General features: G+C 49.2%; 27 protein-coding genes and 1 tRNA gene. 10 read left to right on the plus strand and 18 right to left on the minus strand.

Annotation, left to right across the window (positions count from 1 at the left end; translation table 11 throughout):
* Positions 1 to 129 precede the first annotated feature (129 nt).
* From K6K13_RS08890 to K6K13_RS08900, 3 genes are all read right to left on the minus strand, one after another.
* Positions 130 to 1,128 carry a LacI family DNA-binding transcriptional regulator gene (locus tag K6K13_RS08890; RefSeq protein ID WP_222160463.1) on the minus strand — a complete coding sequence of 333 codons (999 nt, stop codon included), beginning with the start codon at positions 1,126 to 1,128 and terminating at the stop codon, positions 130 to 132.
* An 80-nt stretch (positions 1,129 to 1,208) separates the two neighbouring features.
* Positions 1,209 to 1,907, minus strand: a complete 699-nt coding sequence (locus K6K13_RS08895; protein WP_222160464.1) for a type 1 glutamine amidotransferase domain-containing protein — start codon at positions 1,905 to 1,907, stop codon at positions 1,209 to 1,211.
* A 31-nt stretch (positions 1,908 to 1,938) separates the two neighbouring features.
* Positions 1,939 to 3,360 (minus strand): coniferyl aldehyde dehydrogenase, encoded by a 1,422-nt coding sequence (locus K6K13_RS08900; RefSeq protein WP_222160465.1) that lies wholly within the window; start codon positions 3,358 to 3,360, stop codon positions 1,939 to 1,941.
* 115 nt (positions 3,361 to 3,475) lie between these two features.
* Between K6K13_RS08900 and K6K13_RS08905 the strand changes: the two genes are divergently transcribed.
* Positions 3,476 to 4,366, plus strand: coding sequence for a LysR family transcriptional regulator (locus tag K6K13_RS08905; protein WP_222160466.1), 891 nt, complete (start codon positions 3,476 to 3,478; stop codon positions 4,364 to 4,366).
* 100 nt (positions 4,367 to 4,466) lie between these two features.
* Here the strand turns inward: K6K13_RS08905 and K6K13_RS08910 are convergent, their stop codons facing one another.
* The 9 genes from K6K13_RS08910 to K6K13_RS08950 all read right to left on the minus strand — a co-directional run bounded on the left by K6K13_RS08910 (position 4,467) and on the right by K6K13_RS08950 (position 12,167).
* Entirely contained in the window at positions 4,467 to 4,712 is a 246-nt protein-coding gene (locus tag K6K13_RS08910) for a DUF2543 family protein (RefSeq protein ID WP_222160467.1), read from the minus strand.
* Between the two features lie 80 nt (positions 4,713 to 4,792).
* Positions 4,793 to 5,332 carry a DUF2058 domain-containing protein gene (locus K6K13_RS08915; protein ID WP_222160468.1) on the minus strand — a complete coding sequence of 180 codons (540 nt, stop codon included), beginning with the start codon at positions 5,330 to 5,332 and terminating at the stop codon, positions 4,793 to 4,795.
* 143 nt (positions 5,333 to 5,475) lie between these two features.
* The gene (locus tag K6K13_RS08920; protein WP_222160469.1) at positions 5,476 to 5,958 is read right to left on the minus strand and encodes a cold-shock protein; all 483 of its coding nucleotides are present in this window, start codon (positions 5,956 to 5,958) and stop codon (positions 5,476 to 5,478) included.
* A 482-nt stretch (positions 5,959 to 6,440) separates the two neighbouring features.
* Positions 6,441 to 7,322: a DMT family transporter gene (locus tag K6K13_RS08925; RefSeq protein WP_222160470.1), complete on the minus strand. Its 882-nt coding sequence runs from the start codon at positions 7,320 to 7,322 to the stop codon at positions 6,441 to 6,443.
* Positions 7,304 to 7,750 carry an NUDIX hydrolase gene (locus K6K13_RS08930; protein ID WP_252120459.1) on the minus strand — a complete coding sequence of 149 codons (447 nt, stop codon included), beginning with the start codon at positions 7,748 to 7,750 and terminating at the stop codon, positions 7,304 to 7,306. Before K6K13_RS08930 ends, K6K13_RS08925 begins: the two co-directional genes overlap by 19 nt.
* Before the next feature lie 29 nt (positions 7,751 to 7,779).
* Positions 7,780 to 8,943: a DegT/DnrJ/EryC1/StrS family aminotransferase gene (locus K6K13_RS08935; RefSeq protein ID WP_222160472.1), complete on the minus strand. Its 1,164-nt coding sequence runs from the start codon at positions 8,941 to 8,943 to the stop codon at positions 7,780 to 7,782.
* Positions 8,944 to 9,927: an NAD-dependent epimerase/dehydratase family protein gene (locus K6K13_RS08940; protein WP_222160473.1), complete on the minus strand. Its 984-nt coding sequence runs from the start codon at positions 9,925 to 9,927 to the stop codon at positions 8,944 to 8,946.
* Between the two features lie 587 nt (positions 9,928 to 10,514).
* Positions 10,515 to 10,591 (minus strand) — tRNA-Val (locus K6K13_RS08945).
* Positions 10,592 to 10,796: 205 nt separating this feature from the next.
* Positions 10,797 to 12,167, minus strand: a complete 1,371-nt coding sequence (locus tag K6K13_RS08950; RefSeq protein WP_222160474.1) for an MATE family efflux transporter — start codon at positions 12,165 to 12,167, stop codon at positions 10,797 to 10,799.
* Between the two features lie 462 nt (positions 12,168 to 12,629).
* Between K6K13_RS08950 and K6K13_RS08955 the strand changes: the two genes are divergently transcribed.
* A complete protein-coding gene (locus K6K13_RS08955) occupies positions 12,630 to 13,280 on the plus strand; it encodes a riboflavin synthase subunit alpha (RefSeq protein WP_222160475.1) in 651 nt (216 codons plus the stop codon).
* A 67-nt stretch (positions 13,281 to 13,347) separates the two neighbouring features.
* Here the strand turns inward: K6K13_RS08955 and cfa are convergent, their stop codons facing one another.
* A complete protein-coding gene (gene cfa / locus K6K13_RS08960; protein ID WP_222160476.1) occupies positions 13,348 to 14,499 on the minus strand; it encodes a cyclopropane fatty acyl phospholipid synthase in 1,152 nt (383 codons plus the stop codon).
* 706 nt (positions 14,500 to 15,205) lie between these two features.
* Positions 15,206 to 16,231: an HTH-type transcriptional repressor PurR gene (purR, locus tag K6K13_RS08965; protein WP_222160477.1), complete on the minus strand. Its 1,026-nt coding sequence runs from the start codon at positions 16,229 to 16,231 to the stop codon at positions 15,206 to 15,208.
* Between the two features lie 222 nt (positions 16,232 to 16,453).
* Between purR and cydH the strand changes: the two genes are divergently transcribed.
* Positions 16,454 to 16,714, plus strand: a complete 261-nt coding sequence (cydH, locus tag K6K13_RS08970; RefSeq protein WP_222160478.1) for a cytochrome bd-I oxidase subunit CydH — start codon at positions 16,454 to 16,456, stop codon at positions 16,712 to 16,714.
* A 74-nt stretch (positions 16,715 to 16,788) separates the two neighbouring features.
* Here cydH and K6K13_RS08975 read toward each other — a convergent pair whose 3' ends face one another.
* Complete coding sequence (locus tag K6K13_RS08975; protein WP_222160479.1) at positions 16,789 to 17,700, minus strand: C40 family peptidase; 912 nt, start codon at positions 17,698 to 17,700, stop codon at positions 16,789 to 16,791.
* 409 nt (positions 17,701 to 18,109) lie between these two features.
* Between K6K13_RS08975 and K6K13_RS08980 the strand changes: the two genes are divergently transcribed.
* Entirely contained in the window at positions 18,110 to 18,466 is a 357-nt protein-coding gene (locus K6K13_RS08980) for a Grx4 family monothiol glutaredoxin (protein ID WP_222160480.1), read from the plus strand.
* Between the two features lie 111 nt (positions 18,467 to 18,577).
* Here K6K13_RS08980 and rnt read toward each other — a convergent pair whose 3' ends face one another.
* The gene (gene rnt / locus K6K13_RS08985; protein WP_222160481.1) at positions 18,578 to 19,228 is read right to left on the minus strand and encodes a ribonuclease T; all 651 of its coding nucleotides are present in this window, start codon (positions 19,226 to 19,228) and stop codon (positions 18,578 to 18,580) included.
* A gap of 191 nt (positions 19,229 to 19,419) precedes the next feature.
* Positions 19,420 to 19,827 (minus strand): lactoylglutathione lyase, encoded by a 408-nt coding sequence (gloA, locus tag K6K13_RS08990; protein WP_195312293.1) that lies wholly within the window; start codon positions 19,825 to 19,827, stop codon positions 19,420 to 19,422.
* Positions 19,828 to 20,155: 328 nt separating this feature from the next.
* Between gloA and K6K13_RS08995 the strand changes: the two genes are divergently transcribed.
* Both K6K13_RS08995 and slyA read left to right on the plus strand, forming a co-directional pair.
* Positions 20,156 to 20,404: a DUF1289 domain-containing protein gene (locus K6K13_RS08995; protein WP_222160482.1), complete on the plus strand. Its 249-nt coding sequence runs from the start codon at positions 20,156 to 20,158 to the stop codon at positions 20,402 to 20,404.
* Positions 20,405 to 20,633: 229 nt separating this feature from the next.
* The gene (gene slyA / locus K6K13_RS09000) at positions 20,634 to 21,080 is read left to right on the plus strand and encodes a transcriptional regulator SlyA (protein ID WP_222160483.1); all 447 of its coding nucleotides are present in this window, start codon (positions 20,634 to 20,636) and stop codon (positions 21,078 to 21,080) included.
* A 398-nt stretch (positions 21,081 to 21,478) separates the two neighbouring features.
* Here the strand turns inward: slyA and K6K13_RS09005 are convergent, their stop codons facing one another.
* The gene (locus K6K13_RS09005) at positions 21,479 to 21,946 is read right to left on the minus strand and encodes an outer membrane lipoprotein (protein WP_222160484.1); all 468 of its coding nucleotides are present in this window, start codon (positions 21,944 to 21,946) and stop codon (positions 21,479 to 21,481) included.
* Positions 21,947 to 22,464: 518 nt separating this feature from the next.
* Here K6K13_RS09005 and anmK point away from each other — a divergent pair.
* The 4 genes from anmK (at position 22,465) to tyrS (ending at position 26,214) form a co-directional block, all read left to right on the plus strand.
* Positions 22,465 to 23,577, plus strand: coding sequence for an anhydro-N-acetylmuramic acid kinase (anmK, locus tag K6K13_RS09010; RefSeq protein ID WP_222160485.1), 1,113 nt, complete (start codon positions 22,465 to 22,467; stop codon positions 23,575 to 23,577).
* A 122-nt stretch (positions 23,578 to 23,699) separates the two neighbouring features.
* Positions 23,700 to 24,032: an MliC family protein gene (locus tag K6K13_RS09015; RefSeq protein ID WP_222160486.1), complete on the plus strand. Its 333-nt coding sequence runs from the start codon at positions 23,700 to 23,702 to the stop codon at positions 24,030 to 24,032.
* A gap of 84 nt (positions 24,033 to 24,116) precedes the next feature.
* Positions 24,117 to 24,800 (plus strand): pyridoxamine 5'-phosphate oxidase, encoded by a 684-nt coding sequence (pdxH, locus tag K6K13_RS09020; RefSeq protein WP_222160487.1) that lies wholly within the window; start codon positions 24,117 to 24,119, stop codon positions 24,798 to 24,800.
* A 136-nt stretch (positions 24,801 to 24,936) separates the two neighbouring features.
* Positions 24,937 to 26,214 (plus strand): tyrosine--tRNA ligase, encoded by a 1,278-nt coding sequence (gene tyrS, locus K6K13_RS09025; RefSeq protein WP_222160488.1) that lies wholly within the window; start codon positions 24,937 to 24,939, stop codon positions 26,212 to 26,214.
* The last annotated feature ends 35 nt before the right edge of the window (positions 26,215 to 26,249 follow it).

The following is a 26,249-nucleotide window of genomic DNA, read 5'->3' on the forward strand; positions in this document are numbered from 1 at the left end:
GCCAGCGTAGTGAGAGTGAGGCAGCATAAATGTGATCCCGGACCGCTGTGGGTGTAACGGGTTTCATGGGTTTAATCACTGCGAAGTCATTCGCATTTTTTTGGCCTACACCGGGCTGACAACGCAGAATTAAAGCGGTTTAACCGATGCCCGAGGGATAAGCTCAGCGCAATAGCCATTATGTTGTGGTAGCCCGACGATACCGGCATTAAGTTGTAACGCCAGCGTCGCGGCACGGCGCGCCATTTTCTCAATAGGATTATGCATGGTCGTCAAGGTAGGATGCAGATATTTGGCCCAGGCTATGTCATCAAAGCCCACCAAGGAGATATCGTCGGGTACGCGAACCTGATGGTAGTGAAAGGTTCGCATGATGCCAGCGGCCATGACATCATTAAAGGTGACCAACGCAGTGAAGTTAAGCCCAGCCTGTAACAATTTTTCTGCTGCCAGCTCCCCGCCGTGTTCATTGAATGGAACGCTGATGATCCAATCATCGGCTACCGGGATCCCGGCGATGTCCATGGCTTTACGGTAGCCTTCGACACGGTGGGTCCTATCATCGATGGGAATATCTGCCGTGATGCAGGCAATTTTCCGATGGCCATGTTGAATAAGCTGGTTGGTTGCGGCCTGAGCGGCACTGACATTATCCAGCCACACACAGCGGTTGGCGATGACCGGTAAATAGCGGTTTATCACCACCAATGCAGGCGTATGGGCCGCATAGCGCAAGATATCCTCTTCATTCATACGGGGCAGATGAGCGACAATGGCTTCACACCCCTGATTAATCAGTAAATCAAGCCCGGCCTTTTCCTGCTCGGCGCGATGTCCGCCGCTGCAAACGACCAACTGTACCCGGGCTTTACGCGTGGTATCTTCAATGCCCCGCGCCATGCGCGAGAAGAAGGGATCGTCCAGGTTGCCGGTAAGCAGCCCGAGAGTCTTGCCACTCCTTTTCGCCATGGCGTGTGCGGTAACATTACGCTGATAGTTGAACTCACGCATCGCCGTCTCAACCCGTTCGCGAGTGACCGGCTTAACATAAACGTTATTGTTAATCACTCGGCATACTGTTGCCGCAGAAACACCCGCATGGCGGGCTACATCTTTCATTGTAGCCATGATAACTCCCTGTCATTGCATTGATAGCTACTTTGTTATCATAGTTAATTGTCCTAGCCCAACAGCACACTCTGTAATTTTTAATGGCTCATTGAGCTTTCGTTATTCAATTTTTTCAGCAAGGCGACGGCGACGGCTTCTGAACTGGCCGGATTCTGCCCTGTTACCAGATTGCCATCTTCCACGACGAACGGCATCCAATCGGCACCTTTTTGGTAATGTGCGCCAGCGGCAATAAAGGTATCTTCGATTAAAAACGGGACGACATGAGTTAATTCAACGGCCTCTTCTTCACTGTTGGTGAAGCCGGTAACGTGGCGTCCTTTGATGAGCAGAGCGCCGGTCTTGGCAGTAACCTTACGCAGCACGCCCGGTGCATGGCAGACAAAGGCCACCGGTTTTCCGGCGCGATCGAACGATTCAATCAGCGCAATCGACGTTGCTGACTCCGCAAGATCCCACAGTGGGCCGTGGCCGCCGGGATAGAACACGGTGTCAAACGCCTCCTGAGACACGGTTTCTAGTTTGACCGTTTGAGACAGCGCATCCTGTGCGTCTTGATCGGCTTTAAAACGTGCCGTCAGTGCCGTCTGAAATTCAGGAAGATCGCTTTTGGGATCCAGCGGCGGCTGGCCACCGGCTGGGGAGGCGAGAACCACCTCAGCCCCCGCGTCTTTAAAGACGTAGTAGGGTGCGGCAAATTCCTCCAGCCAAAAACCTGTTTTCTTTCCTGTGTTGCCCAGTTCGGCATGGGATGTCAGAACCATTAAAATTTTCATTGTTAACCTCGATAGTGCTGCTGCAGGTGAATTAGTTGTTCAGGAACGCTTCGGCAACAGCCGCTTTATCCTGATAAGGCGCGCGAAGTCGAAGATTGGTCATGCCGGCGCTCTCCTGAACAACAACCGGTTTTGCGTGACTGAAACGTCTGAAACCATGGATACCGTGATACGCACCGGTTCCTGACGCCCCGATGCCGCCAAAGGGCAGACTGTCGATTGCGGCATGGGTCATGACATCGTTGATAACCAAGGCACCAGACGTTGTCCTTGTGGCTATATGACGTTGATGCTCCGTGTCATGACCAAAGTAGTAGGCAGCAAGTGGGCGTGGGCCCGCGTTGATGTAACGAATAGCCTCACCGATCCCGGCTGTGTATGTTTTTAACGGCAGGAGGGGTCCGAAGATCTCTTCCTGCATCACAAGCATCTCTTCTGTGACGCCAAGAATGAGATGTGGCGCGATCTTTCTGCTGTGTGGATCGGCATCAGGTTCGTTGTCGGGCGCGAGACTGATGATGTTAGCCCCTTTGCGGGCGGCATCGTCCAGCAGCATGAGCAAGCGGTGATAGTGTCTGTCGTTAATGATAGCGGTGTAATCCACATTGCCTTGAAGTGTTGGATAACTCTCATGCATAAAACGTTTTGCCGCGTCGACAAAGTCTGCTTCGGATGATTCCGGCAGCAGGACATAATCCGGGGAGATACAGATTTGCCCGGCATTGAACGTCTTTATTGTCAGTATCCGTTCAGCGGCGATACTGATGTCTGCATCGGTATCCAGCACCACCGGCGATTTTCCACCCAGTTCAAGCGTGACAGGAACCAGATTTTCGGCAGCCGCGCGCATGACGTGACGGCCAACTGCGGTGCTGCCGGTAAAGACCAGATGATCGAACGGTAACTGGCTAAACGCCTGGCCTACTTTCGCATCACCCAATGCCACCACGAGCTCATTCGAATCAAAATAATGGGGAACACGTTCCGCAAGCAATTCAGAGGTAAACGGTGTCAGCTCGGAGGGTTTCAGCATCGAGGTGTTGCCCGCCGCAAAGACACCCGCCAGCGGACCGAAGGCGAGGTTTATCGGGAAATTCCACGGACTGATAATGCCCACAACGCCCAGCGGCTGTGGTTCGATCCATGCCTGCATCCCCGGAACCGGTACCTCGGCCACCTCTGGTTGCATCCATTGCTCCAGCTTTTCAGCGGAATGCGTCAACATATTGATGGTGGTTATCAGGTCGGCAGCCTGTGTTTGATAACCGCTGCGGTGACCAAAATCGCGTCCGATCGCAGCGGTCAGGGCCGCATGGTTGTCACGAATCAAGGCAGCGCTGCGCATAAGACGATCGCGACGTAAGGCAGCCGTAGCGGGCTCATTGTGTCGATGGTGCTTTTTCATGGCGTCAAGAATGTGTGATAACGCCTGAAAATGATGTTGTTCGCTCATGTCACTGTCCTGTTAGTGCGGAGGTTTCTTGGGTTGGAAACAGCATAAAGGAACTGGATGTTTACGGATAACAACGCTATTTTGTCAGGGGTATAAATTAATTTATGGCTAAGCTATGTCATTGTTACGTCTACGTACTTTTATGGAAGTGTATCGGCAACGCTCGATTTCAGGTGCGGCACGGGTGCTGAACCTGACTCAGCCTGCGGTCTCTCAGCATATCATTGGCCTTGAAGTGGCCATCGGAAGGCCCTTGTTTGAACGGCAGCCGCAGGGGGTGAAGCCGACCGTGGTCGCTGACGATCTTGCGGCAGATATTGGCAACAAACTGGATGATGCTGAATCCGCGCTCGCCTCTGCGAGGGCCAGGTCCATGGATGTTGCGGGGACGCTACAGATCATTGGTCATTCTGACTTCATGGCAGAAAAATTGGCGGGGGAATTGTTGCCCTTACTGGAAAGTGGTATTCGCGTGCATTTACATGCCGGAGATGGCCCGATGGTCACCCAGATGGTGATAGAAGGACATTGTTATTTAGGCATCACGGCGCATCCGGTTACCGATACGCGATTGAAGGGGGATGTCATTTTTACCGACCGCGTGATCGCGATTGCATCACCCGAGCTCGCCGAGCGTCTGAATAGCAGTGAGCATTTTGGCCGGGATTTACTGAATGAGCCGCTGCTGGCCTACAATCTTGAGCTTTCACTGATCGAACACTGGCTGGGTAAGAACCGAATAAAATTCAGTTCGTTGCTTCCTGCTATGGTCGGTCAGGATTTACGCGGTCAGAGAAGCTTGTTGTGTAAAGGATTTGGTTGGACGGTCATGCCGGAGTTTTTGTGCCGGGCGCACCTTGATGAGGGTAAGCTGGCCCGTCTTAACCCCCCGGTGGGAGACACGGAAATTCGTTACAACCTGGTGTGGCTGCCGAGTGCGTTGCGTCAGCCGCGCCTGGCTCATACCCGACAGATTCTGCTGCACAAGTTGGGCAATCCAGATTAAAGGGGGAGGGGGCAGAGCACAGGCGCGACGCACGTTATTGAAGGGCGATGTGCGAGAAACAACACCTCTGCATCGCCCTTGGTTTATGTGCGGTGCAAAACTACTCATTGCCCCATTGATTCAAGAACGTCGCTATCTCATCAATGCGCTGCTCGTTGATATGGGCTTCACGCGCCATTTCCTGCTGGGCCTGCTCACTGATCTCTTCATTATTCATTAAGCGAGTGAGCAGTAATTGGAAATAGTGTGCCAGCGCGTCACGCTCTGACTCGCCCACTAGCTCAGCGGATTCCGTCGAGTACTCATCCACAATATCATAATATTTAAGGGGTATTTCATTGTTCATACGTCGTCCCGTGGGGTAAGGTGTTTGTCAGTACGGCCTGGTGACCACATTCTGCGAATGACTACCGCATACCGCGTCAATTACCACATTAAATCATCGGGTACTTTAAAGTCAGCATAGGGATCTTCTTCATCTAGCGCTTCCTGACTCAGCGCACTGTGTAAAACGATACTGCCTGCATCCCGCTGGGCAATTTTTTCGGCCACGCTCGCGGGGATAATCGCGTATTGGCTCTCGCCCTTGCTATCAATAACCAAACGTGCGATGGCGAGACGACCATTAATCAGTTGCGTTTGTGTAAGTTTATCAACAACCACTTTTTTGATGACATTGTTATCTGTGAAGTTAAAGCTAATATCACCTTTTGAAATGTCGATTTTGTTCATTTCAATCAGTTGCTTCACCTGTGCTTTATACTCTTTAGATAACACTGCCTGTTTCTGTTGTTCGCTGAGTTGTTTATCGCGTTCAAGCTGATTTTTTTTGTTTTCCTCTACCGCGGCTCTGGCTTCACGCGCCTGAACGCGTGATTTTTTGGCCGTTCTTTCAACTTTGGCCATTTTTTTGCTGGTCACTAATCCCGCTTTCAGCATCTGCTCTTGTAAGGTGAGTTTTGTCATCGTCGTTTCGAAACCCGTAGAAAAATTTGTGGAATTATACCTGTAATCGCCAAGGCTGTAACCGGGCGCAAAGCCCGAACGCTACGGCGTTTGAATGTGGAAGACGCCATCAGGGGCGCAGTGAATACGACAGCGAAATGACGTCACACCTTGAGCAGTTTCACCGTGGCCTCAATGTCTATCTCATCTTCAGTAAAAATTAACGTCGACCCCTGAAAGGTGGTGATCGCCAATTTTTTCATCGCGCGAACGTCACTGGGTTTAGCGGCTGATTTTGGTCTGATATTTCCCATCAGCGCTCCCACAGAAAGCACCGTATTTTCTTTATCAATACGGGTATCAGCCGACACTTCTTCGCTGAATACCAGAAAGGATTTAATGGCGGTAAGCTTGATACGTTCGCCCGCGATATAAATGTATTTGCTTTCTGGTTCGACTTTCACGGCATAAGCCGATAGACCCTTTTTATTGGTGGTGGGTTCGAAACTGACGGCCGCGCCTTTTTTAAGCAGGTCTGGATTGGCAACCTTAATCACATGAAAATAACGGTTATCACCGTTTTCATCTTTGATAAACCCAAAACCTTTATCTTTAAACCAGGTTGTAATCGTTCCGTTCATCGCCATTACCGCCTACCTAATCGTTTATCACCTTATTTTTGCAGCGCGCAGTGTAAAGCACAATCCTGGCGCAGACCACTTCTTTGGGTTGCCTCTTGCTGATAAATGTCGAATGGACGAAGAATGTTTCGAGTTGATCATCGATAATGTCCGTCAAGCAGCCTGAGGCTATATCATTCCCTCCTTGTCTGTTACTTCACGTAAGATGTCGCTGGCATTGACGTACTGGCCAGAACATACTCAGCGTATCTATAGGCTTAGCGTGTTGAACATAGCGCTTAGGCTGACAGCAAAATCAACACACGCCTACTTATATCAGCGCTCAGCGGAAGTCGTAAGATGCTGCTGCTTGCTACACCAAGTATACACCGGGATTGGTGAAAGCATAGATCACGCACGGCAGTCTTCACACCTATGCCTCGGCCAGATCAAACATGGCTTAACAGAATTCGGGCGTGTGTTTCTTATATAAGTCAGTAACCTAAAACTTACTTTTTCATTGATGCTGTTTTGTTAAGTAAATATACAAGCAAGAGAATAATTGTGCATCCCCCCCATGTTAAAGCAGGGGTGCTTTCTCCCAAAAGTAGCCATGAAAGAAGTAGAGTTAGAGGGAGCCGAATATAGCTCACGGAGCTAACCTCAACCCTGAACGGTGTGGCTAATGAAATAATGCTCAGTATACTCCCAGCCATAGCCAGAATTCCACTCAAAACCAATCCATGAATACTGAGTGTGTCCGGAAAGGGCAGCTGGTTATAAAATATATAGAGAGGTGTCAGAATGAATCCGTAGGTGTTATAGACTGCAAGATAACTAACGAGACTATCGTTGTTACGGCACAGTCTGGAGAATACAAATGCCTGAAAAGCCACGCTGCCAATATAAATGTAGTTTGCTTGAGAACCAATGTTTTTGTCAAATGCGAACAAAAAATGACTTATAATGACGATGATTGAAAACAACAGCCATGACTTCATGTTATAAGTTAACTTGAAGAGTATCACGCTAAAAAACACAATGAAAACTGGACTCAGCTGGCCAGCCAATGCAAAGCCAGATAAACTACCAGCCAAAATCGCATACACTCCACATATTGAATTAATGATATTGGCGCTTGCAAAAGTAATTACTTTCCTGTTCTTAAAAGCGTGAAAGTTGCAGCACAATAAAAGTGGCACGCCGAAACCAAATCGGAAAAGTGATACCCATGAAACTGGAATGTTACTTAGCAGTATTTTTGAAAGGAAATCTGAACCAATGTACAATAATAAAGAAAGCAATGCGATAAAAACTGACCATTTTTTACATGTAAAACGGGCCGAAGCCCGTAAAATAAAATCATTAGAACTTACACCTGGCTGAGACATTGCATTTTCTTCTGATAATAATGGATGTAATTAACATACTCCGCATCCATATTCTTAGGCAGTTTTTTTATGTCAAAAAAATCAAGCGATAGACCTTCCTCAATATTGTTTATTATTTCCCCAGACCATTTATTAGTAAAGTAGAGAGAGGTGATGACATTTATTTTATCATTATTCGCAAGAGTAAATGTATATTCTGGGCCAGAAAAAACAGCAAGATGTGTTAACTCATGAATATCGATGTTCGTCTCTTCTTTCACCTCACGAAGAGCCGTTTGCTCCAATGATTCTCCCGGCTCAAGAAGTCCACCTGGAAGTCCCCAGCTTCCATCGGTACGGTGTTGTAGAAGAACACGTTTGCTGCCATCCAGGACAATTATGTTAGCGCCAGCCAGAAGCAGTAGCTGGTGACCTATCATACTTCTCATGTGTTTTACGTATGACATATTTTACCTGATTATTTAAAATTTTTTCGTTGAACAGAGCGTATTGCCACTGCTACTTTTTTGGCGTCTTCTTCTGCCAAATCTGGATACAGAGGAAGGCACAATATATTTCTTGCAATATATTCAGTGATAGGAAGGCCGGAACGAAAATAGTTACGAAATGCTTTCATTTCATGCAAGGCAGGATAGAAATATTTTCTCGTAGCAATCCCCATCAGCTGTAATTCTTCCGCTAGTCCGTCTCTGCTACATCCAAATAGTGTTTCATCAACCACAATGGAAAAATCTTTATAAGTGGTTTTAATATTTTCAGGCACCATCTGAAACTTAATGCCAGATACATCACTTAACGTTGACTTATAGATTTCCGCGAGTACATTGCGAAAGCTTATACTTTTCTTTAGATACTGAAGAGACGCTATTCCAAGTACGCACTGCATCTCACTCAGTCGCCCATTTAACCCGGCAAACGCATTGTCATAATCGCCGTTATTCCCATACTCCTTCATTATCCTTATACGTTCTGCAAGGGCATTATCGTTCGTCGAAATTAGCCCACCCTCGCCAGTTACCAACGTTTTTGTTGGGGTGGTACTAAACACTTCTGCATCACCGAATCCTCCAACCTTTCTGCCATTGACCTCGGATCCCATGGCATGAGCGGAGTCAAAAATCAGTTTTAGATTATTTTTCTCAGCGATTTTTTTCAGGTTTTCACATTCTGCGGGTACGCCAAAAACGTGAACGGCCATGATAGCCTGAGTTCCAGAAGTAATTTTCCTTTCCAGATCCTCTGGACAGATCGTATATGTATCGGGGTTGCAGTCCACGAACACGGGTGTAGCGCCGGCTCTTACGATTGCATTTGCCGTTGCACAGAAAGTGAATGCAGGAACAAGGACTTCCCCAGTTATGTTCATCGCCAGTAGAGTCAAAATCAGGCCTGTGGTTGCAGAAGAGACGGCAATCACGTTTGGTGTTCCTATATACTCGCCGATATTTTTTTCGTAAAGTGCGTTGAAATTACCCTTAGTCAGCATTCCTGAAGATATGACTGATCTAAGGTTATTCTCGATCTCACTAAAGCAGGGAAGATAGGGTTTAAGAAAAGGGAGTCCATCCGGAAATATCTTAGTGTTGTTATCGGCTGTAAATGGTTTTATTAAATTTATCATTTACACCACCAGTTGTTCAGTCGTTTTAAGGTTACTGTAAATGCGCAGTGTGGGAATGGGGATGATATGACTTTCTATAATATTTTTAATCTGGACGATGCCTTCATTAATTGAAACTTTTGACGTAAACCCCAAGCATTCTCTTATTTTCTTGAAAGAAACTTGATAGCTACGGTTATCAGATAGAGTATCATTAATTTCAACGCGTGATGCTTTTATCAGTTTCCCTATTTTATATCCCAATTCAGCAAGAGTGATATTCATGTCATCTGAACCGATATTGAAAACCTGATTTCTGACAAGATTTTCAGATGCGCAGCTGATTTTACAAAGGGCAATAGCTATGTCATGACAATGAATAAATGGTCGCCATTCTGCTCCGCCGTGAACATGGCATACACCGTCATAAAGAGCTGAAGCTGTCATACCATTTACAGCAAGGTCAAAACGCATCCTACGTGATGCACCAAAAACGGTCGCAAACCTACAGGTAGACATAATCATATCTGTCTTAAATTTTTTTAATACTTCTTCTCCAGCAATTTTACTTTCTGCATAATAATCTACCGGGTTCAAGGCAGAGTCTTCTGTAAACACCTGAGTTCCAAAGCCATAGACACTACAGCTAGAGGCAAAGATAAACCGACTTACGCCCGCTTCGCTTGATGCGGCAGCAAGACGTTCCGTTGCGATCACGTTAACATCCTGACAGGTTAATTTATCGTAACTGCATGCGGGATTACCCACGATACCACCAAGATGAATAACCCCATCAATATTCCTGACTGATTTTTTTATATCAGAAATATTTCTCAGATCACCCTCTACTAACTCGAAGTTTGGATTTTCGTGAAAAGGGTACAGAGACCATAAACCAAACATTCCGTTATCCAATACCCGAACTTGCTTATTATTCATGAGTAAAATTTCCACAACATGACTTCCGATGTATCCTGCACCACCTGTTATCAATATTTTATCCATTTTTACTCTTTCATGTTTTGGTTAGGTAGGGGATTTTTTAATATCTTTTGTGACTAATCGTCAATGACTGTTTGCATGTAAAATCATTTAATGAAAGTTGATATTTTACTCTGTATGAAAAAATAACGTTAGTTAACGCTTTTATTAAAAATTTTAAGCTGAAGGAATCAATTTAAAACGATTTAATCAATATCCATCTATTCTTTGAAAAACATACAGAGTAAATAATTTCAGTTTTTATTAATGGCCTTTTATATTTTATGCAAGCAGTAGTTGAATGCGTTGATACAGTGCAGGAATTTGAGCACAAGTCTTATTGCAAGCATGGTAGTGGTTTGTGACTCGGGCATTCCCTTCTTCAAGTGCCGTGGTTAGGCAGGAGATTGACGTCAATCAATGCCTACAGATAGGGACTATCGAACGCGGATCAAAACCGTATTTTTGACCAGGAGATAGGCGAAAGGGAGCAAGATCTTTGGACTAAAATACGCTGGATGTAGGTAAAGCTCAGTAGACGTTATTGGAACAGACTGGCGCTGTTTTAACAGTAAACTGTGAGCGTTGTTGAAACACTGGAAAACAAGAAGTGGTGCGTTCTAATGGACTCGAACCATCGACCCCCACCATGTCAAGGTGGTGCTCTAACCAACTGAGCTAAGAACGCATTTTTTGAGGCTGGTTGCTAAAGCAGCGGAGGATGCCCTGTGCTGCCGTGCGGGGCGCATAGTAGCGAGTGAGCGTGGTGCTGGCAAGACGCAAATACAACATTTATGTGGTTGAACTGCACGACTGCTGCACTTGTGTTCACCTTGCGTTTTTTTCACCCAGCGCAGGCTGCGTGCAGCCCCTTGCGCTGGGTGATCTCAGCGTTAGCGCGCCGCGCGCGCCAGAATATCGCCAGGGGGTTGACGTTGTAAGTAACGGATACGTAGCACCATCATGATCGCGGCAGCCGTGAGCCCAATGATAAAGCCACACCAGAAACCGGCAGGACCCATGCGTGGTACCCAATAATCGGTCATTGCCAGCAGATAACCGCTGGGTAAACCGAGTATCCAGTAGGAGACGAAGGTGATGTAGAAAATGGAACGCGTGTCTTTATAGCCACGTAATACGCCGTTGCCGATAGCCTGCACCGCGTCAGAGATCTGATAAATCGCGGCCAAAAGCATCAACTGCGCTGCCATAGCGACCACTTCCGGGTTTTTGTTATACAACAAAGCGATCTGTTCACGCAGCAGTGCCGTGAAAATGGCGGTACAACAGGCCAGCATCACGCCGGTCGCGATGCCGGTATAGGCCGCGACACGCGCATCTTCCACTGAGCCTTCTCCCAGCCGGTGACCAACACGGATCGTCGAGGCAATGCTGATAGACAACGGTAGCACAAACATCAGTGAACTGAAATTCAGTGCTATCTGGTGCCCGGCAACGTCAATCACACCGAGTGGCAGGATCAGCAGGGCGACGATGGCAAACAGCGACACTTCGAACAGCAGGGCGAGTGCAATGGGTAAACCGAGTGAAAACAGACGCCGCATGGCGGAGAAATCAATCTGCCAGCGCTGCCATTTGATGTCGCGCAGCCAGTGAGCACGCATACTGTAAAACGCCATCATCAGCATCATTATCCAGTAGGTAGAGGCAGTCGCGACGCCGCACCCCACGCCGCCCCCCAGTTCTGGCATGCCAAATTTGCCGTAGATAAAGATATAGTTCAGGGGAATATTGATCAGCACACCAATAAAACCAATCACCATGCCCGGCTTGGTTTTGGACAACCCTTCACACTGACAGCGCAGCACCTGATAGAACAGATAGCCCGGCACCCCCAGTAACATCACGTGCAGATAGCCGATGGCAACATTCGCCAGTTCCGGTGAGTCGGTGTGCATCATGGCAATAACGTGTTTGCCGTTATACAGCACCACCATGGTGATAACCGCAACGATCGCGGCCAAAATAAACGCCTGCTGAACCTGATGGGCGATGCGAGGGCGTCGACCAGAGCCGTTGAGCTGGGCCACCACTGGCGTGAGCGCCATCAATAAACCATGTCCAAACAGGATGACCGGCAACCACACGGAGGTGCCGACTGCAACCGCCGCCATATCGGTGGCGCTATAGGCACCCGCAATAATGGTGTCAACGACACCCATGGACGTTTGGGAAACCTGCGCAATAATGACAGGAACCGCGAGCGTTAACAGGCTCCGCGCCTCTGACAAATATTTCTGCACGCAAACACCTTCCTTGAATTGTTAAAACGAAAAACTGACGTCGATACCACCTCGCGTTCTGTTATACGACAGCTCGGCGAGGTAGCGCGTTACTTTTCCAGCAGGGGGTTGGGATGAATGAAAGTAAACAACCGCAAGCGAGATAACGAGCATAAATGGCTTTTGAAGCCATCCATCTGAGATGGAAAATCAATCGATGACAGAACGTTGTTCTAGTGTAGCGGCTTGGCATAAGTAAACCAACTTCTTCGTAAGATATTGTGTCACAAGAGAGGGTCTGTTGCCTTATCGGATTTGTCAGGTGCCAAAGGTGGGAATACGTTTGGATTTCCAGTCGTTATGAGGCAAACTGCAAAATGATTTGTCAGCCTTTATTTCCTCGCAGCGAGCCACCGTAGCGTAGGGGGAGAGGCTGGCACAGTAGCATTCAGCTATTTCACTGATTTATTATGAGGCAAGCGTATGTTTACCGGTATTGTTCAAGGCACCGCGCCGGTGGTGTCCATCGATGAAAAAACGAACTTCCGCACGCATGTGGTAAAACTTCCTCCCGAATTACTGACCGGCCTGGTGACAGGTGCCTCGATTGCCAATAACGGTTGTTGCCTGACAGTGACGGCGATTGATGGCGATCGGGTCAGTTTTGATTTAATGAAAGAGACGCTGCGCCTGACCAACCTGGGCGATATTACGCCGGGCGATCTGGTGAATATTGAGCGTGCCGCAAAATACGGCGATGAGATCGGCGGACATGTTATGTCCGGGCACATTATGTGCACGGCTGAAGTGGTTAAAATTCTCACCTCGGAAAATAACCACCAAATCTGGTTCCGACTGGCCGATGAATCGCAGATGAAATATGTGCTGCACAAAGGGTTTATCGGGATTGATGGTATCAGCCTTACGGTGGGCGAAGTGACACGCAGCCGTTTCTGCGTGCATTTGATTCCCGAAACGCTGCAACGCACCACACTCGGTCAGAAGCGATTGGGAAACCGGATCAATATTGAAATCGATCCACAAACTCAGGCGGTGATCGACACGGTTGAACGTGTGCTGGCACAGCGCCAGGCACAAGAGGCCGTAACGGCAAATGCCGCGCAGAGTGCCTGACGCCTGAGCTGAAAAGCGATAAAAAATGCCGTACACCCTTGGCTGTACGGCGTTATGCTGACTGAAATCAGCGCGCTACACGCACGCCGCCTTCAATCCCTTGGGGGCTAAACAACACCTGCCACAGTTGAATGTTCCGCGCGCGAAACGCCCCGGCACATGCATTCAGGTAGTAACGGAACATACGATTAAAACGCGGTGAGTAACGGTTCGCTAACTGTGGCCAATTGGCGATAAAACGATCGTGCCAGGCCATCAAGGTTTTATCGTAATCGGCCCCAAAATTATGCCAATCCTCCATCACCAGATAGGGTTCACTGCGTGCGGCAATGTGGCGTACGGAGGGCAGACAGCCGTTGGGGAAGATGTATTTGTTAATCCAGGGGTCAACCTGTGAATCGGTTTTGTTTGCCCCAATGGTATGCAGTAGAAACAACCCTTCGGGTTTGAGATTTTTGCTGACGACGCGAAAGTACGTATCGTAGTTTTTCGGTCCTACATGCTCAAACATGCCGACAGAAACGATGCGATCGAAATGTCGGTTAAGGTCGCGATAATCCTGCAATTCAATGGTGACATTGAGATCGCTACAGCGTGCCTGAGCCAATTTTTGCTGCTCACGCGAGATGGTCACGCCGTAAACCGATACGCCATAATGGCGTGCCGCATAAGCGGCAAGCCCGCCCCAGCCACAGCCAATATCCAACAGTGTCATGCCTGGCTGAAGCTGAAGCTTTTCGCAAATCATGCGCAGTTTGGCCTGTTGCGCCTGCTCAAGGGTTGTGGCCTCTTTCCAGTAGCCGCAGGAATATTGCATATGTGTATCGAGCATCAGGCTAAACAGATCGTTGCCCAGGTCGTAATGCTCCTCGCCGACGATCCAGGCCCGCTTGCGGGATTGCAGGTTAATCAAGCGTGCAGCGACAATATGGAAAATGTCTTTGAGGTGATGGGGGGCTTTTTTCTCAAGCCCTGCACGTAAGATACGCCGAAAAAAGCAGTCTAAACGCTCGCACTCCCACCAACCGTCCATATAGCTTTCCCCGAGCCCCAGTGAGCCTTCACGCAGAACGCGTTTGTAGAAATCGGGGTTACGTACCCGGATATCAAACGGGCGTGAACCATTGATTTTAATATCGGCGATAGCTAATAACGCGTGTACGATCCGGAACCAGGACGTGTTATGTTCTGCCAGTTCCTCTACATATGATGAACTCATAATTTCTCCCAACCTTGCCAGACAGCGCTGCAAGGAACAGCATAGATAGTCTCTCATCAACCCGAACGCTGCGGTTTGTACACAGCGTGTTCGAATCACGGGCAAGTTACCCGTTGTTCAAATTGTAAGCGGTTGCATTCGTGCGCAGCCGTTTATGCTTGCCCGTTGCACAGTGGCAGCGGGCATAACATCCATCGTCTACTCTCTGGATACCCAGAGGGAATGAAGTGTCAACGCCGGTACGTAGTAACACGTAGGGGCATATATCCTGATACGCAGTCGTGCGTTCGTTATAATAAGGATAAGTGTAGGGATATTGTCCGAATGAAAAACAGTGTATGACTGCTTCAATCAGAGGACAAGTCAAAATTGATTGATGCAGTCATGAAGAATTTACAAATCAACGTGCTATACCCGTCATACTTCACGTTGCAGGTGCGTTGTCTGCACTCATTATTCGGCCCATCCCTGGGCCTCACCGCTTACGAGGCCGCCGCACGCGGCGTTCAAATCTGCTCCGGGCAGGTTTGTCACCCGAATCACTTAACCGAGTAAGCTCATCGGGATTAATGAATCTCATCCCTGAGATTCACCCTTCGGGCCAGCGCTTGCGCTGTTCAAATCTGTTCCAGACGGAGTTGTCGCTCATTTGCCGCCTTCCTGTCACTCGAATTATTTAGGGTATATAAGAAAACCGTCTTGAGCATCAACTGCGGTAGTCGCGGGAAGGGCCGTCACCCACAGAGCGACGCTCGATAAGCGTTGGGTGAACCTCAATCATCTGTGTATCTTCGCGCTTGCTGGTGATGCGATCGAGCAGCATGGTAAAAGCCGATTGGCCCAAACGCTCTTTTGGCTGGTGGATCGTGGTTAAGGCTGGGGTGAAATAACGTGCATGGCGAACATTATCGTAGCCAATCACGGAAATATCTTGCGGTACGCGTAGCCCCAATTCATCAGCCGCGCAGATAGCGCCCATAGCCATGATGTCGCCGCCGCAGAAAATAGCGGTCGGGCGCTGTTTTTGCGCCAAAATCTGGTGCATGGCTTTGTAACCGGATTCCGGCTCGAAATCCCCCTGAACAATCCATTCATCGCGAACTGTGATATCCGCTTCCTGCAAGGCTTTGAGAAAACCCAGATAACGTCCGCTGCCCGTGTTGCGTTCCTGAATACCGGGAATGGCACCAATGTCGCGGTGGCCGCGCTCAATCAGATAGCGCCCAGCCAGATATCCCCCTTCGAAGGCGTTATCTATAATGGTGTCCGTAAAATCACTGTGTGCCTGACCCCAATCCATTACCACCATGGGAATGCTGCGGTAATCGGACAACATGCTCAATAGTTCAGGCGGGTATTCCGCACACATCACCAACAGGCCATCGACCCGTTTTTGCGCCAGCATGGAAAGATAAGCACGCTGTTTTTCCAGGTTATTATGCGAGTTACACAGAATCAGGGTGTAGCCTTTGGCATAACAACTGTTTTCAACCGCTTCGATAATTTCCGCAAAGTAGGGCGCTTCACTCGAAGTGGCGAGCAATCCGATGGATTTGGTGTGATTGACCTTTAAGCTCCGAGCCACTGCGCTCGGGGAGTAGTGTAATTCCTTGATGGCTTCCCGCACGGCCGTTTTGGTCTCTTCGGCGACGAAACGTGTTTTGTTGATGACGTGAGAGACGGTTGTTGTTGAAACGCCAGCACGCTTTGCCACATCTTTGATCGTTGCCATCTAAACATGACTCCTGAACCTACTTGTTACGGCAGTATATAGTTTGTTAATCGTTTGCTTTTGCGTAATGTTCTCTTTCCGATGGTATAAACAGGATATCAGAAGGAGACTGCCGACGTACTTTGTACCTAAAGGGGACGTGTTGATCCCATCGAAGATGACGTGTTCGGACACCGACGCAGCGCACGGTAAACTGCGAATTTTGGCTGATTTACCGCGAAAGTGAAAGGGTTAATTGATTTAATTAGTGCAGCCGGGATCGGAGATTTTCCCTATAAAATGTGTAACAATGATCTTTTAGCATCATTGTGCTGCGGTATTGGTGTGCAGGAAACAACGAAGCATCCGGTGCGGCGGCAACGTTTACGCGTTTCTGTGTTTCAAGGAGATAGAATGAATACTGATTTTAAAATGTCATTAATGACCACGGTTGGGGCGTTAGTCATGATCATGGTATTTAGCTTTGTTGCCGTGTTGAACTGATCGCGATTAAAATAAAGACCAGGCTGCATAGGCATCACCTGGTCTTTATTATCGATAACATGTCGATTTGGCGATCACCGAATCGTTTGTGGTGTCACCACGCGACGTGCACCAATGTAGTGTTCCTGCCAGTAGTCTTCACTCAACTTACTGATCTTGATATCGGCACCGGTTCGCGGTGACTGAATAAACTTACCATTGCCGAGATAAACGCCGACATGATCTGCGGTGCCGCGACCGTTGATGCGAAAGAACACCAGATCGCCAATCTCCAGTTCACCCTTATTGATGGGGGCTGCATCGCGCAAGTGATACATTTCATTGGCGGTGCGCGGGATAGGGATTTTCACCACATCCTTGTAGGCATAATAGACCAGGCCGCTACAGTCAAAACCGGTATAGGGGGAGTTGCCACCCCATTGATAAGGTTTACCGATCTGACTCATCAGCTTGTTCATTGCCGTCATTTTTGCATGCTGATAACGGCGCTTATGCGCTTCACTGAGTACTACCTCTTTGCCCGCTTTCTTGGTGCCTGGTTTTATTGCCGCCGTTTTCTTTTCAGTGGCATCAGCCCCTTTTTTGAGCCCCTTCACCAGTTTTGCGGGCGTTGCACTGTGGTAGCGGGATGACGCGGTTTTTGACGCGATACTCTTGATGTCGACGTCAGCAGAACTTTTTTTAGTGGTGGTCGTTTTGGTCGGTTTCGTGCTTTGCGCTATCTTGGTTTTTTTCTCAACGGCCTTTTTCTCAACGATCTTTTTTTCTGGCTGCGTTTTAGCTTTTTCCTGCGTTGTCTTCTTCTTCGGTGGTTCCGGTGGGGTTTGTGGCTTTTTAGCGGTTTTGGTGGTCTGGTTTTTTTTCAGGTGTTTGTCATCCGTGCTGGCGCTGGCTTTCTTTTCCGCATTGGTATGCGGAGCTGCCTGAGCAACATTAACAAACAGATGGCTGAAGAAAACAAAGATCAGAGTAATAAATACGCGCATGATAAAAGAGACCGAATACAATCCTTAACTCGCTCAATTCGAACAGTATTCACGAAAACGCCATGAGAAAAAAGCAGGAAATCACCTTTTCGCTTAACAGAATCATGAGAAAACGTTAATAATTGTTTTCCCGCTGTAAATATCATCATTTATTGCGGCATATTTCACCGAGGGGACTGAGGGGGAACGGTGGCAGGAAAAACCCTACAAAAAATGGCGTTTTTTTGTCATCACCGCTCTCGCTACAATGACGCAACGGTAAATGCGCTTTGCAATCACTTGGATGACAAAGCGCATACGCGACAATGGTGCGATAATACTCCGTTACATAATGATGCCGAGCGATCCCTCCGACAGGAATGGGGTAGCGTGATGGCTCGCAGAAACACCGTTTGAGGAAGCAAAAAGCATGACGACGACAACGATTGAAAAAATTCAGCGCCAGATTACAGAAAACCCGATTTTGTTGTACATGAAAGGTTCACCGAAGTTGCCGAGCTGCGGTTTTTCCGCCCAGGCTGTACAGGCACTGTCGGCGTGCGGTGAACGCTTCGCCTATGTGGACATTTTGCAAAACCCGGATATTCGTGCTGAGCTGCCGAAATATGCTAACTGGCCGACCTTTCCCCAACTGTGGGTTGACGGTGAGCTGGTTGGCGGATGCGACATCATCATTGAAATGTATCAACGTGGTGAATTGCAGCAACTGATCAAAGAAACCGCAGACAAATACCGTGAACCGCAGGATGGAGACAGCGCGCAGTAAATTGCGCCTGTTGGCGGGTATTCCGCCGGTATTTGAGGTTAAAGAGGGGACCCAGCACCGTGGTCCCCTTTTTTTGGGTATCAAATTTGTTGATGACCCCACTCGGAGAATTCAGACTGTTTGATCTTCCAGGGGCAGTGGCCAACCGCCCAGTCGCTTCCACCGATTCACCAGTTCGCAAAATAGCGCCGTGGTTTGCTGGGTATCATAAAGCGCTGAGTGTGCCTGCGCGGAGTCGAAGGCGATGCCAGCGGTCATGCAGGCCTTCGCCAATACGGTTTGTCCCAGCACTAATCCGCTCAGTGCGGCGGTGTCAAAGGTGGCAAAGGGGTGGAACGGGTTGCGCTTGAGTCCGCAGCGTTCTGCCGCCGCCATCAGAAAACCGTGATCAAAGTTGGCGTTGTGGGCGACAATAATCCCGCGATTGCAGCCTTTGTCTTTAATGCCTTTACGCACCATTTTGAATATTTCATGCAGCGCTTCGTATTCAGAGACGGCACCACGCAATGGGTTGTGGGGATCAATGCCGGTAAACGCCAGCGCTGCGGGATCAAGCAGCGCGCCTTCGAATGGCGCGACGTGAAAATGCAACGTTTCATCGGGCTGTAACCAACCGTTATCATCCATTTTCATCGTGATGGCGGCAATTTCCAGCAGTGCGTCAGTTTGCGCGTTGAACCCTGCGGTTTCAACATCAATAACAACCGGGTAAAACCCGCGGAAACGGCCACTCAGTGCGTTCAGGTTATTTTTATCAGCCATGTTCTCTTTAATCATTTACTAAATGCAGCGCGCATTATGGCAAATTCCTGCCACCAATGCAGTAAACCTGATGTCTTGAACGCCTTGAAAGGAATGCGAGCGCAATGACATGAACGACATATATGAGAGAAGGGGAAGAGAGAAAGCAAAAAAGCGGCGGGCAGAAGCCGCCGCAGAGCATCGTCTGACAATCAGTTGCCGAGCCCGTTTCCTGATTGCGCTTTTTCGATCAGCTCAATCTTGTAACCATCGGGATCTTCGATAAAGGCAATGATCGTGGTGCCGCCCTTAACTGGGCCAGCTTCGCGCGTCACTTTTTCGCCTGCCTGACGAATACGCTCGCAGGTTGCGGCAACATCTTCAACCGCCAGTGCGATGTGCCCGTAAGCATTACCCAAATCGTATTTATCAACGCCCCAGTTGTACGTCAGTTCAATGACGGCCCCTTCGCTCTCTTCGGTATAACCGACGAAGGCGAGCGTGTATTTGTATTCGGTGTTTTCACTGGTTCGCAGCAAACGCATCCCCAGTACCTTGGTGTAAAAATCGATTGAGCGTTGTAAGTCCCCAACACGCAACATGGTATGAAGTAAGCGCATAATATCCTCGATTGACTACTGTGGTTGACCGCCATCACCGGGGCGACAGCGCAAAGGCTCGTTACAAAGTATACCGTTGTAACGAGGTTGAGTCCAAACCCTTGATGTAGAAGGCACACTTAAGGTGCCACAGTAGACGGCAATCACATTTATGCCATAGCTTTGCGGTATATTAATAACAAGCCAAATAAATAGTGTCGCTAGAGAAATCTTCGGCGCTACAATATATAATACTGAGTATCGTTTACAACCAGCGCCGCTCTACACCTAAAGCTTGCCATTGTCGCCCTGTAACGCTTCAATGAACGTGATGGATAGCGGAGGTGCAGTGCCTGAACAACTTGAGCTTTTTGCTGTTCCCAACCCCTGTCGTGGCGTGTGCCAAACGGATGCGCGCGGTTATTGTCTGGGTTGCTTTCGCAGTCGCAGTGAGCGTTTCTCCTGGGGGGAAATGAGCGATACGCAAAAACAGGACGTGCTAAGGCTTTGCAGGCATCGCGAGAAACGGATGGTTCGTTCGGAAAAAGCGACACTGAATAGCGAGTGGCAGCAGCCCTCATTATTCAACGATGAGTAGTGTGCTGTGGGCTCTAATAACTTATGTTGCATAATGTAGAGAGAACAATCTTTTCCACTGCACGCGTTGAGAGAATTTCCTCAAGGTGAATATATTTGGTATAACAGCAACGTGGTTACCGCTATTTATCGATAAATTATTAAGCAGAGCACCTTTTTCATTTTTTTTAAAATCAGAGTTGATTGCAATCCAGGGATATAACTTAGTACGCTAATAATAAGGAGGTGTTATGGAATTGCCGTTAGGTTCTGATTTGGCCAGATTGGTTCGGGTGTGGCGATCATTAATTGATTTTCGTCTGAAACCACTGGAATTAACCCAAACCCATTGGGCTACACTGCATAATATATACCAACTGCCTCCTGGACAGTCGCAGATTCAATTGGCAAAAGCCATTGGCATCGAGCAGCCATCGCTGGTAAGAACCTTGGATCAGTTAGAGGAGAAGGGGTTGATTACTCGAAGTATTTGTGCTCACGATCGGCGCGCAAAGCGCATCGCGTTGACCGATGCGGCAGAGCCGATCATCCAAGCGGTGGACGATGTGATAAGCCAAACGCGTGGTGAGATATTGCTGGGTATATCGGGGCAGGAAGTCAGTGCCCTGACGGGCCTTATTGCCCGCTTGGAGAAAAATATTCTCGCTTTACATGAGAGTCATGAAAGTCGTCATTGAAGCATCATCAGACAAAATAATGCTTGGGTAGAATAAATGTCCATCAAGCCGAATTGAATACTGCGCTGCATTCAAACATGGCATCACGCTGCGATCCTTTACCTGAACCCTATTTCTGGTGAATTATTGATGTCGTGTGGATGTTTTTTACTGAAAAAACTGATGGGTTTTAGCCTGGGCAGAGGATATACCTTTTGGTATCTTTCTTAGACAATGTGCTATTTTTCGTTAAAAACGTGTTGTACCCGACGTGTTTTGAGCCAGCGCAATTATTGCCTGTACGATTGAGGCCGCTCGTTGTCAGAATGAGTTTTTCATGTGAAGTGACATTATTGATCTAAGCAATAATCTAGGTTATCACCACCGTGCTGGTGGTGATAACAGAAAACAGGGGGTGTTTATCGTGGTGCAACTGTCACGTTTTGGCCGTTGCTGGACATGGCAACACGTTGGCCCACGCTGAAACGGGTATCGCCCTGGCGTTGTACAACCATGATGGTGGTACCATCGTCGCGGCGAATTTCCAACTCAACGCCTTGAACGCGGTTCATCGCACCTTGTGCACTTTGACCCGCTACGCCACCCGCCACCGCGCCTGCTGCGGTTGCCAGTGAGCGACCCGATCCACCTCCGATGGTGTTACCCAAGAACCCACCCAGCACTGCGCCACCAATAGCGCCCATGGTGCCATTCTCATCGCCAGCCTGAATTTGTACAGGTCGTAATGAAACGATGGTGCCATAAGTTACAGTACGAACCTGTTTGGCTTCAGAGGCGCGATAAACGTCACCGGAAAGCGAACTGGTGTTGGCGCAGCCCGCCAATGTCATACCGGCTAAAGTAATCACAAGTAAACGCTTCATCATATGTAAGACTCCTGTAATCGCAATGTGTCAGTTTTCTGTTACTGAAAGCCGACGTGGTAATGCTTATCAAACGGTTACTGCGAAACGTCGAATGGCCGTTGCGCACAACGCACCCTGATAGAATAGGGTTATACCCGTCATACTTCGCATTGCAGGTACGTTGGCTGCGCTCGCTCACCCGAATCACTTACCTGAGTAAGCTCATCGGGATTCACTCCCTTGCCGCCTTCCTGCAACGCGAATTATTTAGGGTATATATTGATAATGAAAAATGGCTAAAGTTCCTTGCTGCCACAATTCTCTCTCATCCTATTGGCGCATATGTTCATTTTATAGCAAAAAACGGCCTTTTTTTCCTCAAAATAAACGCGCATTCAAAGTATAGGACGTCGAATCCGCCGTAGAATGAAGAATACCTGAGCCGTTTGCCCGCTCGCCATGTTATTTTGTAAACAAGTGCAGCTTGGTTTATGGGAATTTTGTGTGCGTGTACAGCGCGGGATGGGAAATACACCGTTATGAAATCAGGCAGATACATCGGAGTGATGTCGGGCACCAGTCTGGACGGTGTCGATGTGGTCCTGGCAGCGATTGATGAGCACACGGTCGCGCAGCAGGCGAGCTATTGTCATCCAATGCCACTGACATTGAAGCAAGCCATTCTGGACGTATGCCAGGGGCAGGCGGTAACGCTGTCTACATTAGGTCAGTTGGATACACGCCTCGGCAAGCTGTTTGCTGAAGCGGTGCAAATGTTGTTGAAGCAGACCGAACTCGATGCCAGCGACATCATGGCGATCGGCTGTCATGGACAGACGGTGTGGCACGAACCGCTCGGTGACGCGCCTTGTACGCTGCAAATCGGTGATAATAACCAAATCGCAGCGTTGACGGGTATCACTACGGTGGGCGATTTTCGCCGACGTGACATTGCGCTTGGCGGGCAAGGTGCGCCGCTGGTGCCGGGGTTCCACTATGCGTTGCTGATGCATCCTGATGAACGTCGCGTCGTGCTCAATATCGGGGGGATTGCCAACATCTCTCTGCTGGCTCCTGACTGTCCGGTACGCGGCTATGATACCGGACCCGGCAATATGTTGCTCGATGCCTGGATCTGGCGTCGTCAGGGGCAACCCTATGATAAAGACGCGCAGTGGGCGGCAACTGGGCGCGTGAATATCCCCTTGCTGCGCCGCATGCTGGCCGATCCCTATTTCGCTTTACCTGCACCTAAAAGCACCGGGCGTGAATACTTTAATCTGGGCTGGCTGGAAAAGCAGCTTGTGGGGTATGGCACCCTTGCTCCTCAGGATGTACAGGCTACGCTGGCGGAGCTAACCGCCGTCAGCATTGCCGATCAGGTGCTGTTGACGGGGGGCTGTGAACGTGTGCTGGTGTGCGGCGGTGGGGCGCGTAATCCCCTGCTGATGGCGCGTCTGTCCGCATTGATGCCCGGTATTGAGGTCAACACCACCGATGAGTGCGGCGTGAACGGCGACGATATGGAAGCGCTGGCTTTTGCCTGGCTTGCAGCGCGCACCTTGTCGGGCCTGCCCGGTAACTTGCCGTCAGTGACCGGTGCCAGCAAAGCGACGATATTGGGGGCCATTTTCCCCGTTCTGAACGACTAATCAGATTTTGCTTAGAAGTCGTTGTAGACCCCGTTGTTACACTGCTGTTATCTGTGACTCGACTGGCTGCGTCGTGGTCACGTGGCGATAACCTTCAGACAGGTAACAACGGGAAAATAACAATGACATTAATGCTATCGGGCCGTTCTGGCCTGCTGTTAGGGCTTATGGTGCTGTCCGGCTGTAGCGGTTTTAACCGGCAGGCACTGGTAACAACGTTGCATTATCAATGTGGCACCCTGCCGCTCACCGTGACGCTGAAACAAGATATCCAGCCAGCGGAAGTGCATTTCTTGCTGGATGGCGAACGTTTGCAACTTCCGCAGGTGGTTTCTGCCTCAGGCACCAAATACAGCAATAACCGGTATACCTTCTGGAGCAAGGGGGAGCGCGCCTTTATTGAGCGCAGCGGACACATCATCGCGGATGATTGCCTCCTAGAGAATGCACCTTGACGCAACGTGTTACATTGAGATTTTCCCGCTGTGGGCGCAGAATGGAATGATGATTTTCGTCCCGATACACCACAGCAGGATGTTATGACACAGGACAACACTTCACCTCCCTCCGCCGCATTTCCGACCGAAGATGAAATTGCGGACGTCAGACGCGAATATACCCGCGGCGGTTTACGCCGCAATGAATTGACCGCTAACCCCCTCGATCTGTTCGACAAGTGGCTCAAACAGGCGTGCGATGCGCGCCTGTCCGATCCCACTGCGATGTGTGTTGCCACCGTTGATGAGCAGGGCCAGCCCTACCAGCGCATCGTGTTGCTCAAACACGTCGATGAGCAAGGGATGGTGTTTTACACCAATCTGGGCAGTCGCAAGGCACAGCATTTGGCGCTGAATTCGCGTATCAGCTTGCTGTTTCCCTGGCACAGCCTGGATCGTCAGGTGATTGTGACGGGGCATGCTGAACGCTTATCCACCATCGAGGTGCTGAAATATTTCCACAGCCGGCCAAAAGAGAGTCAGATAGGCGCTTGGGTTTCACAACAGTCGAGCCGCATATCGGCCCGTGGCGTGCTGGAAAGCAAGTTTTTAGAGCTGAAACAAAAATTCATGAAAGGCGAGGTGCCGTTACCGAGTTTTTGGGGCGGATACCGTGTGGTCATTGATACTGTCGAATTTTGGCAGGGCGGGGCGCATCGCCTGCATGACCGCTTTATCTATCAGCGAGATGGTGATAACTGGCAAATTGATCGTCTGGCACCGTAAGTGCTGTGAATTGTAGCAAATATCCCCTTTAAATACTGGCGCTCCCCTCGGGGGCGCTTTATTCTATGACGTTACGTTATTTCCCTTGGAATACAGTTTTTCAAACATCGTTTCTTTTACGAAAATGGAGCTATTGATGGCGAGTGGTAACCTGATTCAACAATTGCAAGAGCGGGGCCTGGTTGCTCAGGTAACGGACGAAAACGCGTTAGCAGAGCAGCTGGCGCAAGGGCCAATTGCACTGTATTGCGGTTTCGATCCGACCGCTGACAGCTTGCACTTGGGGCATCTGGTGCCGCTGTTGTGCCTGCGCCGCTTCCAACTTGCAGGGCATAAACCTGTGGCATTGGTCGGTGGGGCTACCGGCCTTATCGGCGATCCGAGTTTTAAAGCCACAGAGCGTAAACTCAATACCAGCGAAACTGTGGGCGAGTGGGTGGAAAAGATCCGCAATCAGGTGTCGCCGTTCCTGGATTTTGACTGCGGGGAAAATAGCGCCGTCATGGCGAACAACTATGACTGGTTTGGCGGCATGAACGTGCTGACTTTCCTGCGCGATATCGGTAAGCACTTCTCCGTTAACCAAATGATTAACCGCGAAGCGGTGAAACAGCGTCTGAACCGTGATGATGTCGGTATCTCTTTTACCGAGTTTTCGTACAACCTGTTGCAAGGGTATGATTTCGCGGCGTTGAACGAGAAATATGGCGTTGCGTTACAGATCGGCGGCTCAGACCAATGGGGCAATATTACCTCCGGAATCGATCTGACCCGTCGCTTGCACCAGAATACGGTGTTTGGCCTGACCGTTCCGTTGATCACCAAATCAGATGGCACCAAATTTGGTAAAACGGAAGGCGGCGCGGTCTGGTTGGATGCCAAGAAAACCAGCCCGTACAAATTCTACCAATTCTGGATCAATACCGCCGATGCGGATGTCTATCGTTTCCTGAAGCTCTTTACCTTCCTCAGCATTGAAGAGATTATGGCGCTGGAAGAAGAGGACAAAAACAGTGGCAAGGCGCCGCGCGCCCAGTATGTGCTGGCAGAAGACGTCACGCGGATGGTGCACGGTGAAGAGGGTCTGCAAGCGGCGCAGCGCATTACGCAGAGCCTGTTCTCAGGTGCACTGAATGCGCTGACAGAAAATGACTTTGCCCAGTTGGCGCAAGACGGCATGCCGGTTATTGAACTGGCGCGCGACGCTGACTTGCAGCAGGCATTGGTCACGGCTGAACTGGTCCCTTCGCGTGGTCAGGCGCGTACCATGATCGCCTCAAATGCGGTGACCATTAACGGTGAAAAACAGGCTAACCCGGAATATGTTTTCGCGGATAGCGATCGTCTGTTTGACCGTTATACGCTGCTACGCCGTGGTAAAAAGCACTACTGCCTGATTTGTTGGACGGCATAAGAAAACAGCATGCACAAGGGAGCGAAGGCTCCCTT

The organism is Symbiopectobacterium purcellii (assembly GCF_019797845.1).
In the GTDB taxonomy this organism is placed as follows: Bacteria; Pseudomonadota; Gammaproteobacteria; order Enterobacterales; family Enterobacteriaceae; genus Symbiopectobacterium; species Symbiopectobacterium purcellii.

Coding starts and splice junctions, on each gene's coding strand:
- rnt (WP_222160481.1), bottom strand. CDS start 19,228: ATGGCTGATAAAAATAACCTGAACGCACTGAGTGGCCGTTTCCGCGGG.
- K6K13_RS08895 (WP_222160464.1), bottom strand. CDS start 1,907: ATGAAAATTTTAATGGTTCTGACATCCCATGCCGAACTGGGCAACACA.
- K6K13_RS08955 (WP_222160475.1), top strand. CDS start 12,630: ATGTTTACCGGTATTGTTCAAGGCACCGCGCCGGTGGTGTCCATCGAT.
- K6K13_RS08915 (WP_222160468.1), bottom strand. CDS start 5,332: ATGACAAAACTCACCTTACAAGAGCAGATGCTGAAAGCGGGATTAGTG.
- gloA (WP_195312293.1), bottom strand. CDS start 19,827: ATGCGCTTACTTCATACCATGTTGCGTGTTGGGGACTTACAACGCTCA.
- purR (WP_222160477.1), bottom strand. CDS start 16,231: ATGGCAACGATCAAAGATGTGGCAAAGCGTGCTGGCGTTTCAACAACA.
- K6K13_RS08900 (WP_222160465.1), bottom strand. CDS start 3,360: ATGAGCGAACAACATCATTTTCAGGCGTTATCACACATTCTTGACGCC.
- K6K13_RS08940 (WP_222160473.1), bottom strand. CDS start 9,927: ATGGATAAAATATTGATAACAGGTGGTGCAGGATACATCGGAAGTCAT.
- K6K13_RS08980 (WP_222160480.1), top strand. CDS start 18,110: ATGACGACGACAACGATTGAAAAAATTCAGCGCCAGATTACAGAAAAC.
- K6K13_RS08935 (WP_222160472.1), bottom strand. CDS start 8,943: ATGATAAATTTAATAAAACCATTTACAGCCGATAACAACACTAAGATA.
- slyA (WP_222160483.1), top strand. CDS start 20,634: ATGGAATTGCCGTTAGGTTCTGATTTGGCCAGATTGGTTCGGGTGTGG.
- K6K13_RS08925 (WP_222160470.1), bottom strand. CDS start 7,322: ATGTCTCAGCCAGGTGTAAGTTCTAATGATTTTATTTTACGGGCTTCG.
- K6K13_RS08905 (WP_222160466.1), top strand. CDS start 3,476: ATGTCATTGTTACGTCTACGTACTTTTATGGAAGTGTATCGGCAACGC.
- cfa (WP_222160476.1), bottom strand. CDS start 14,499: ATGAGTTCATCATATGTAGAGGAACTGGCAGAACATAACACGTCCTGG.
- K6K13_RS09015 (WP_222160486.1), top strand. CDS start 23,700: ATGACATTAATGCTATCGGGCCGTTCTGGCCTGCTGTTAGGGCTTATG.
- K6K13_RS08890 (WP_222160463.1), bottom strand. CDS start 1,128: ATGGCTACAATGAAAGATGTAGCCCGCCATGCGGGTGTTTCTGCGGCA.
- K6K13_RS08975 (WP_222160479.1), bottom strand. CDS start 17,700: ATGCGCGTATTTATTACTCTGATCTTTGTTTTCTTCAGCCATCTGTTT.
- K6K13_RS08910 (WP_222160467.1), bottom strand. CDS start 4,712: ATGAACAATGAAATACCCCTTAAATATTATGATATTGTGGATGAGTAC.
- anmK (WP_222160485.1), top strand. CDS start 22,465: ATGAAATCAGGCAGATACATCGGAGTGATGTCGGGCACCAGTCTGGAC.
- K6K13_RS09005 (WP_222160484.1), bottom strand. CDS start 21,946: ATGATGAAGCGTTTACTTGTGATTACTTTAGCCGGTATGACATTGGCG.
- pdxH (WP_222160487.1), top strand. CDS start 24,117: ATGACACAGGACAACACTTCACCTCCCTCCGCCGCATTTCCGACCGAA.
- tyrS (WP_222160488.1), top strand. CDS start 24,937: ATGGCGAGTGGTAACCTGATTCAACAATTGCAAGAGCGGGGCCTGGTT.
- K6K13_RS08920 (WP_222160469.1), bottom strand. CDS start 5,958: ATGGCGATGAACGGAACGATTACAACCTGGTTTAAAGATAAAGGTTTT.
- K6K13_RS08930 (WP_252120459.1), bottom strand. CDS start 7,750: ATGAGAAGTATGATAGGTCACCAGCTACTGCTTCTGGCTGGCGCTAAC.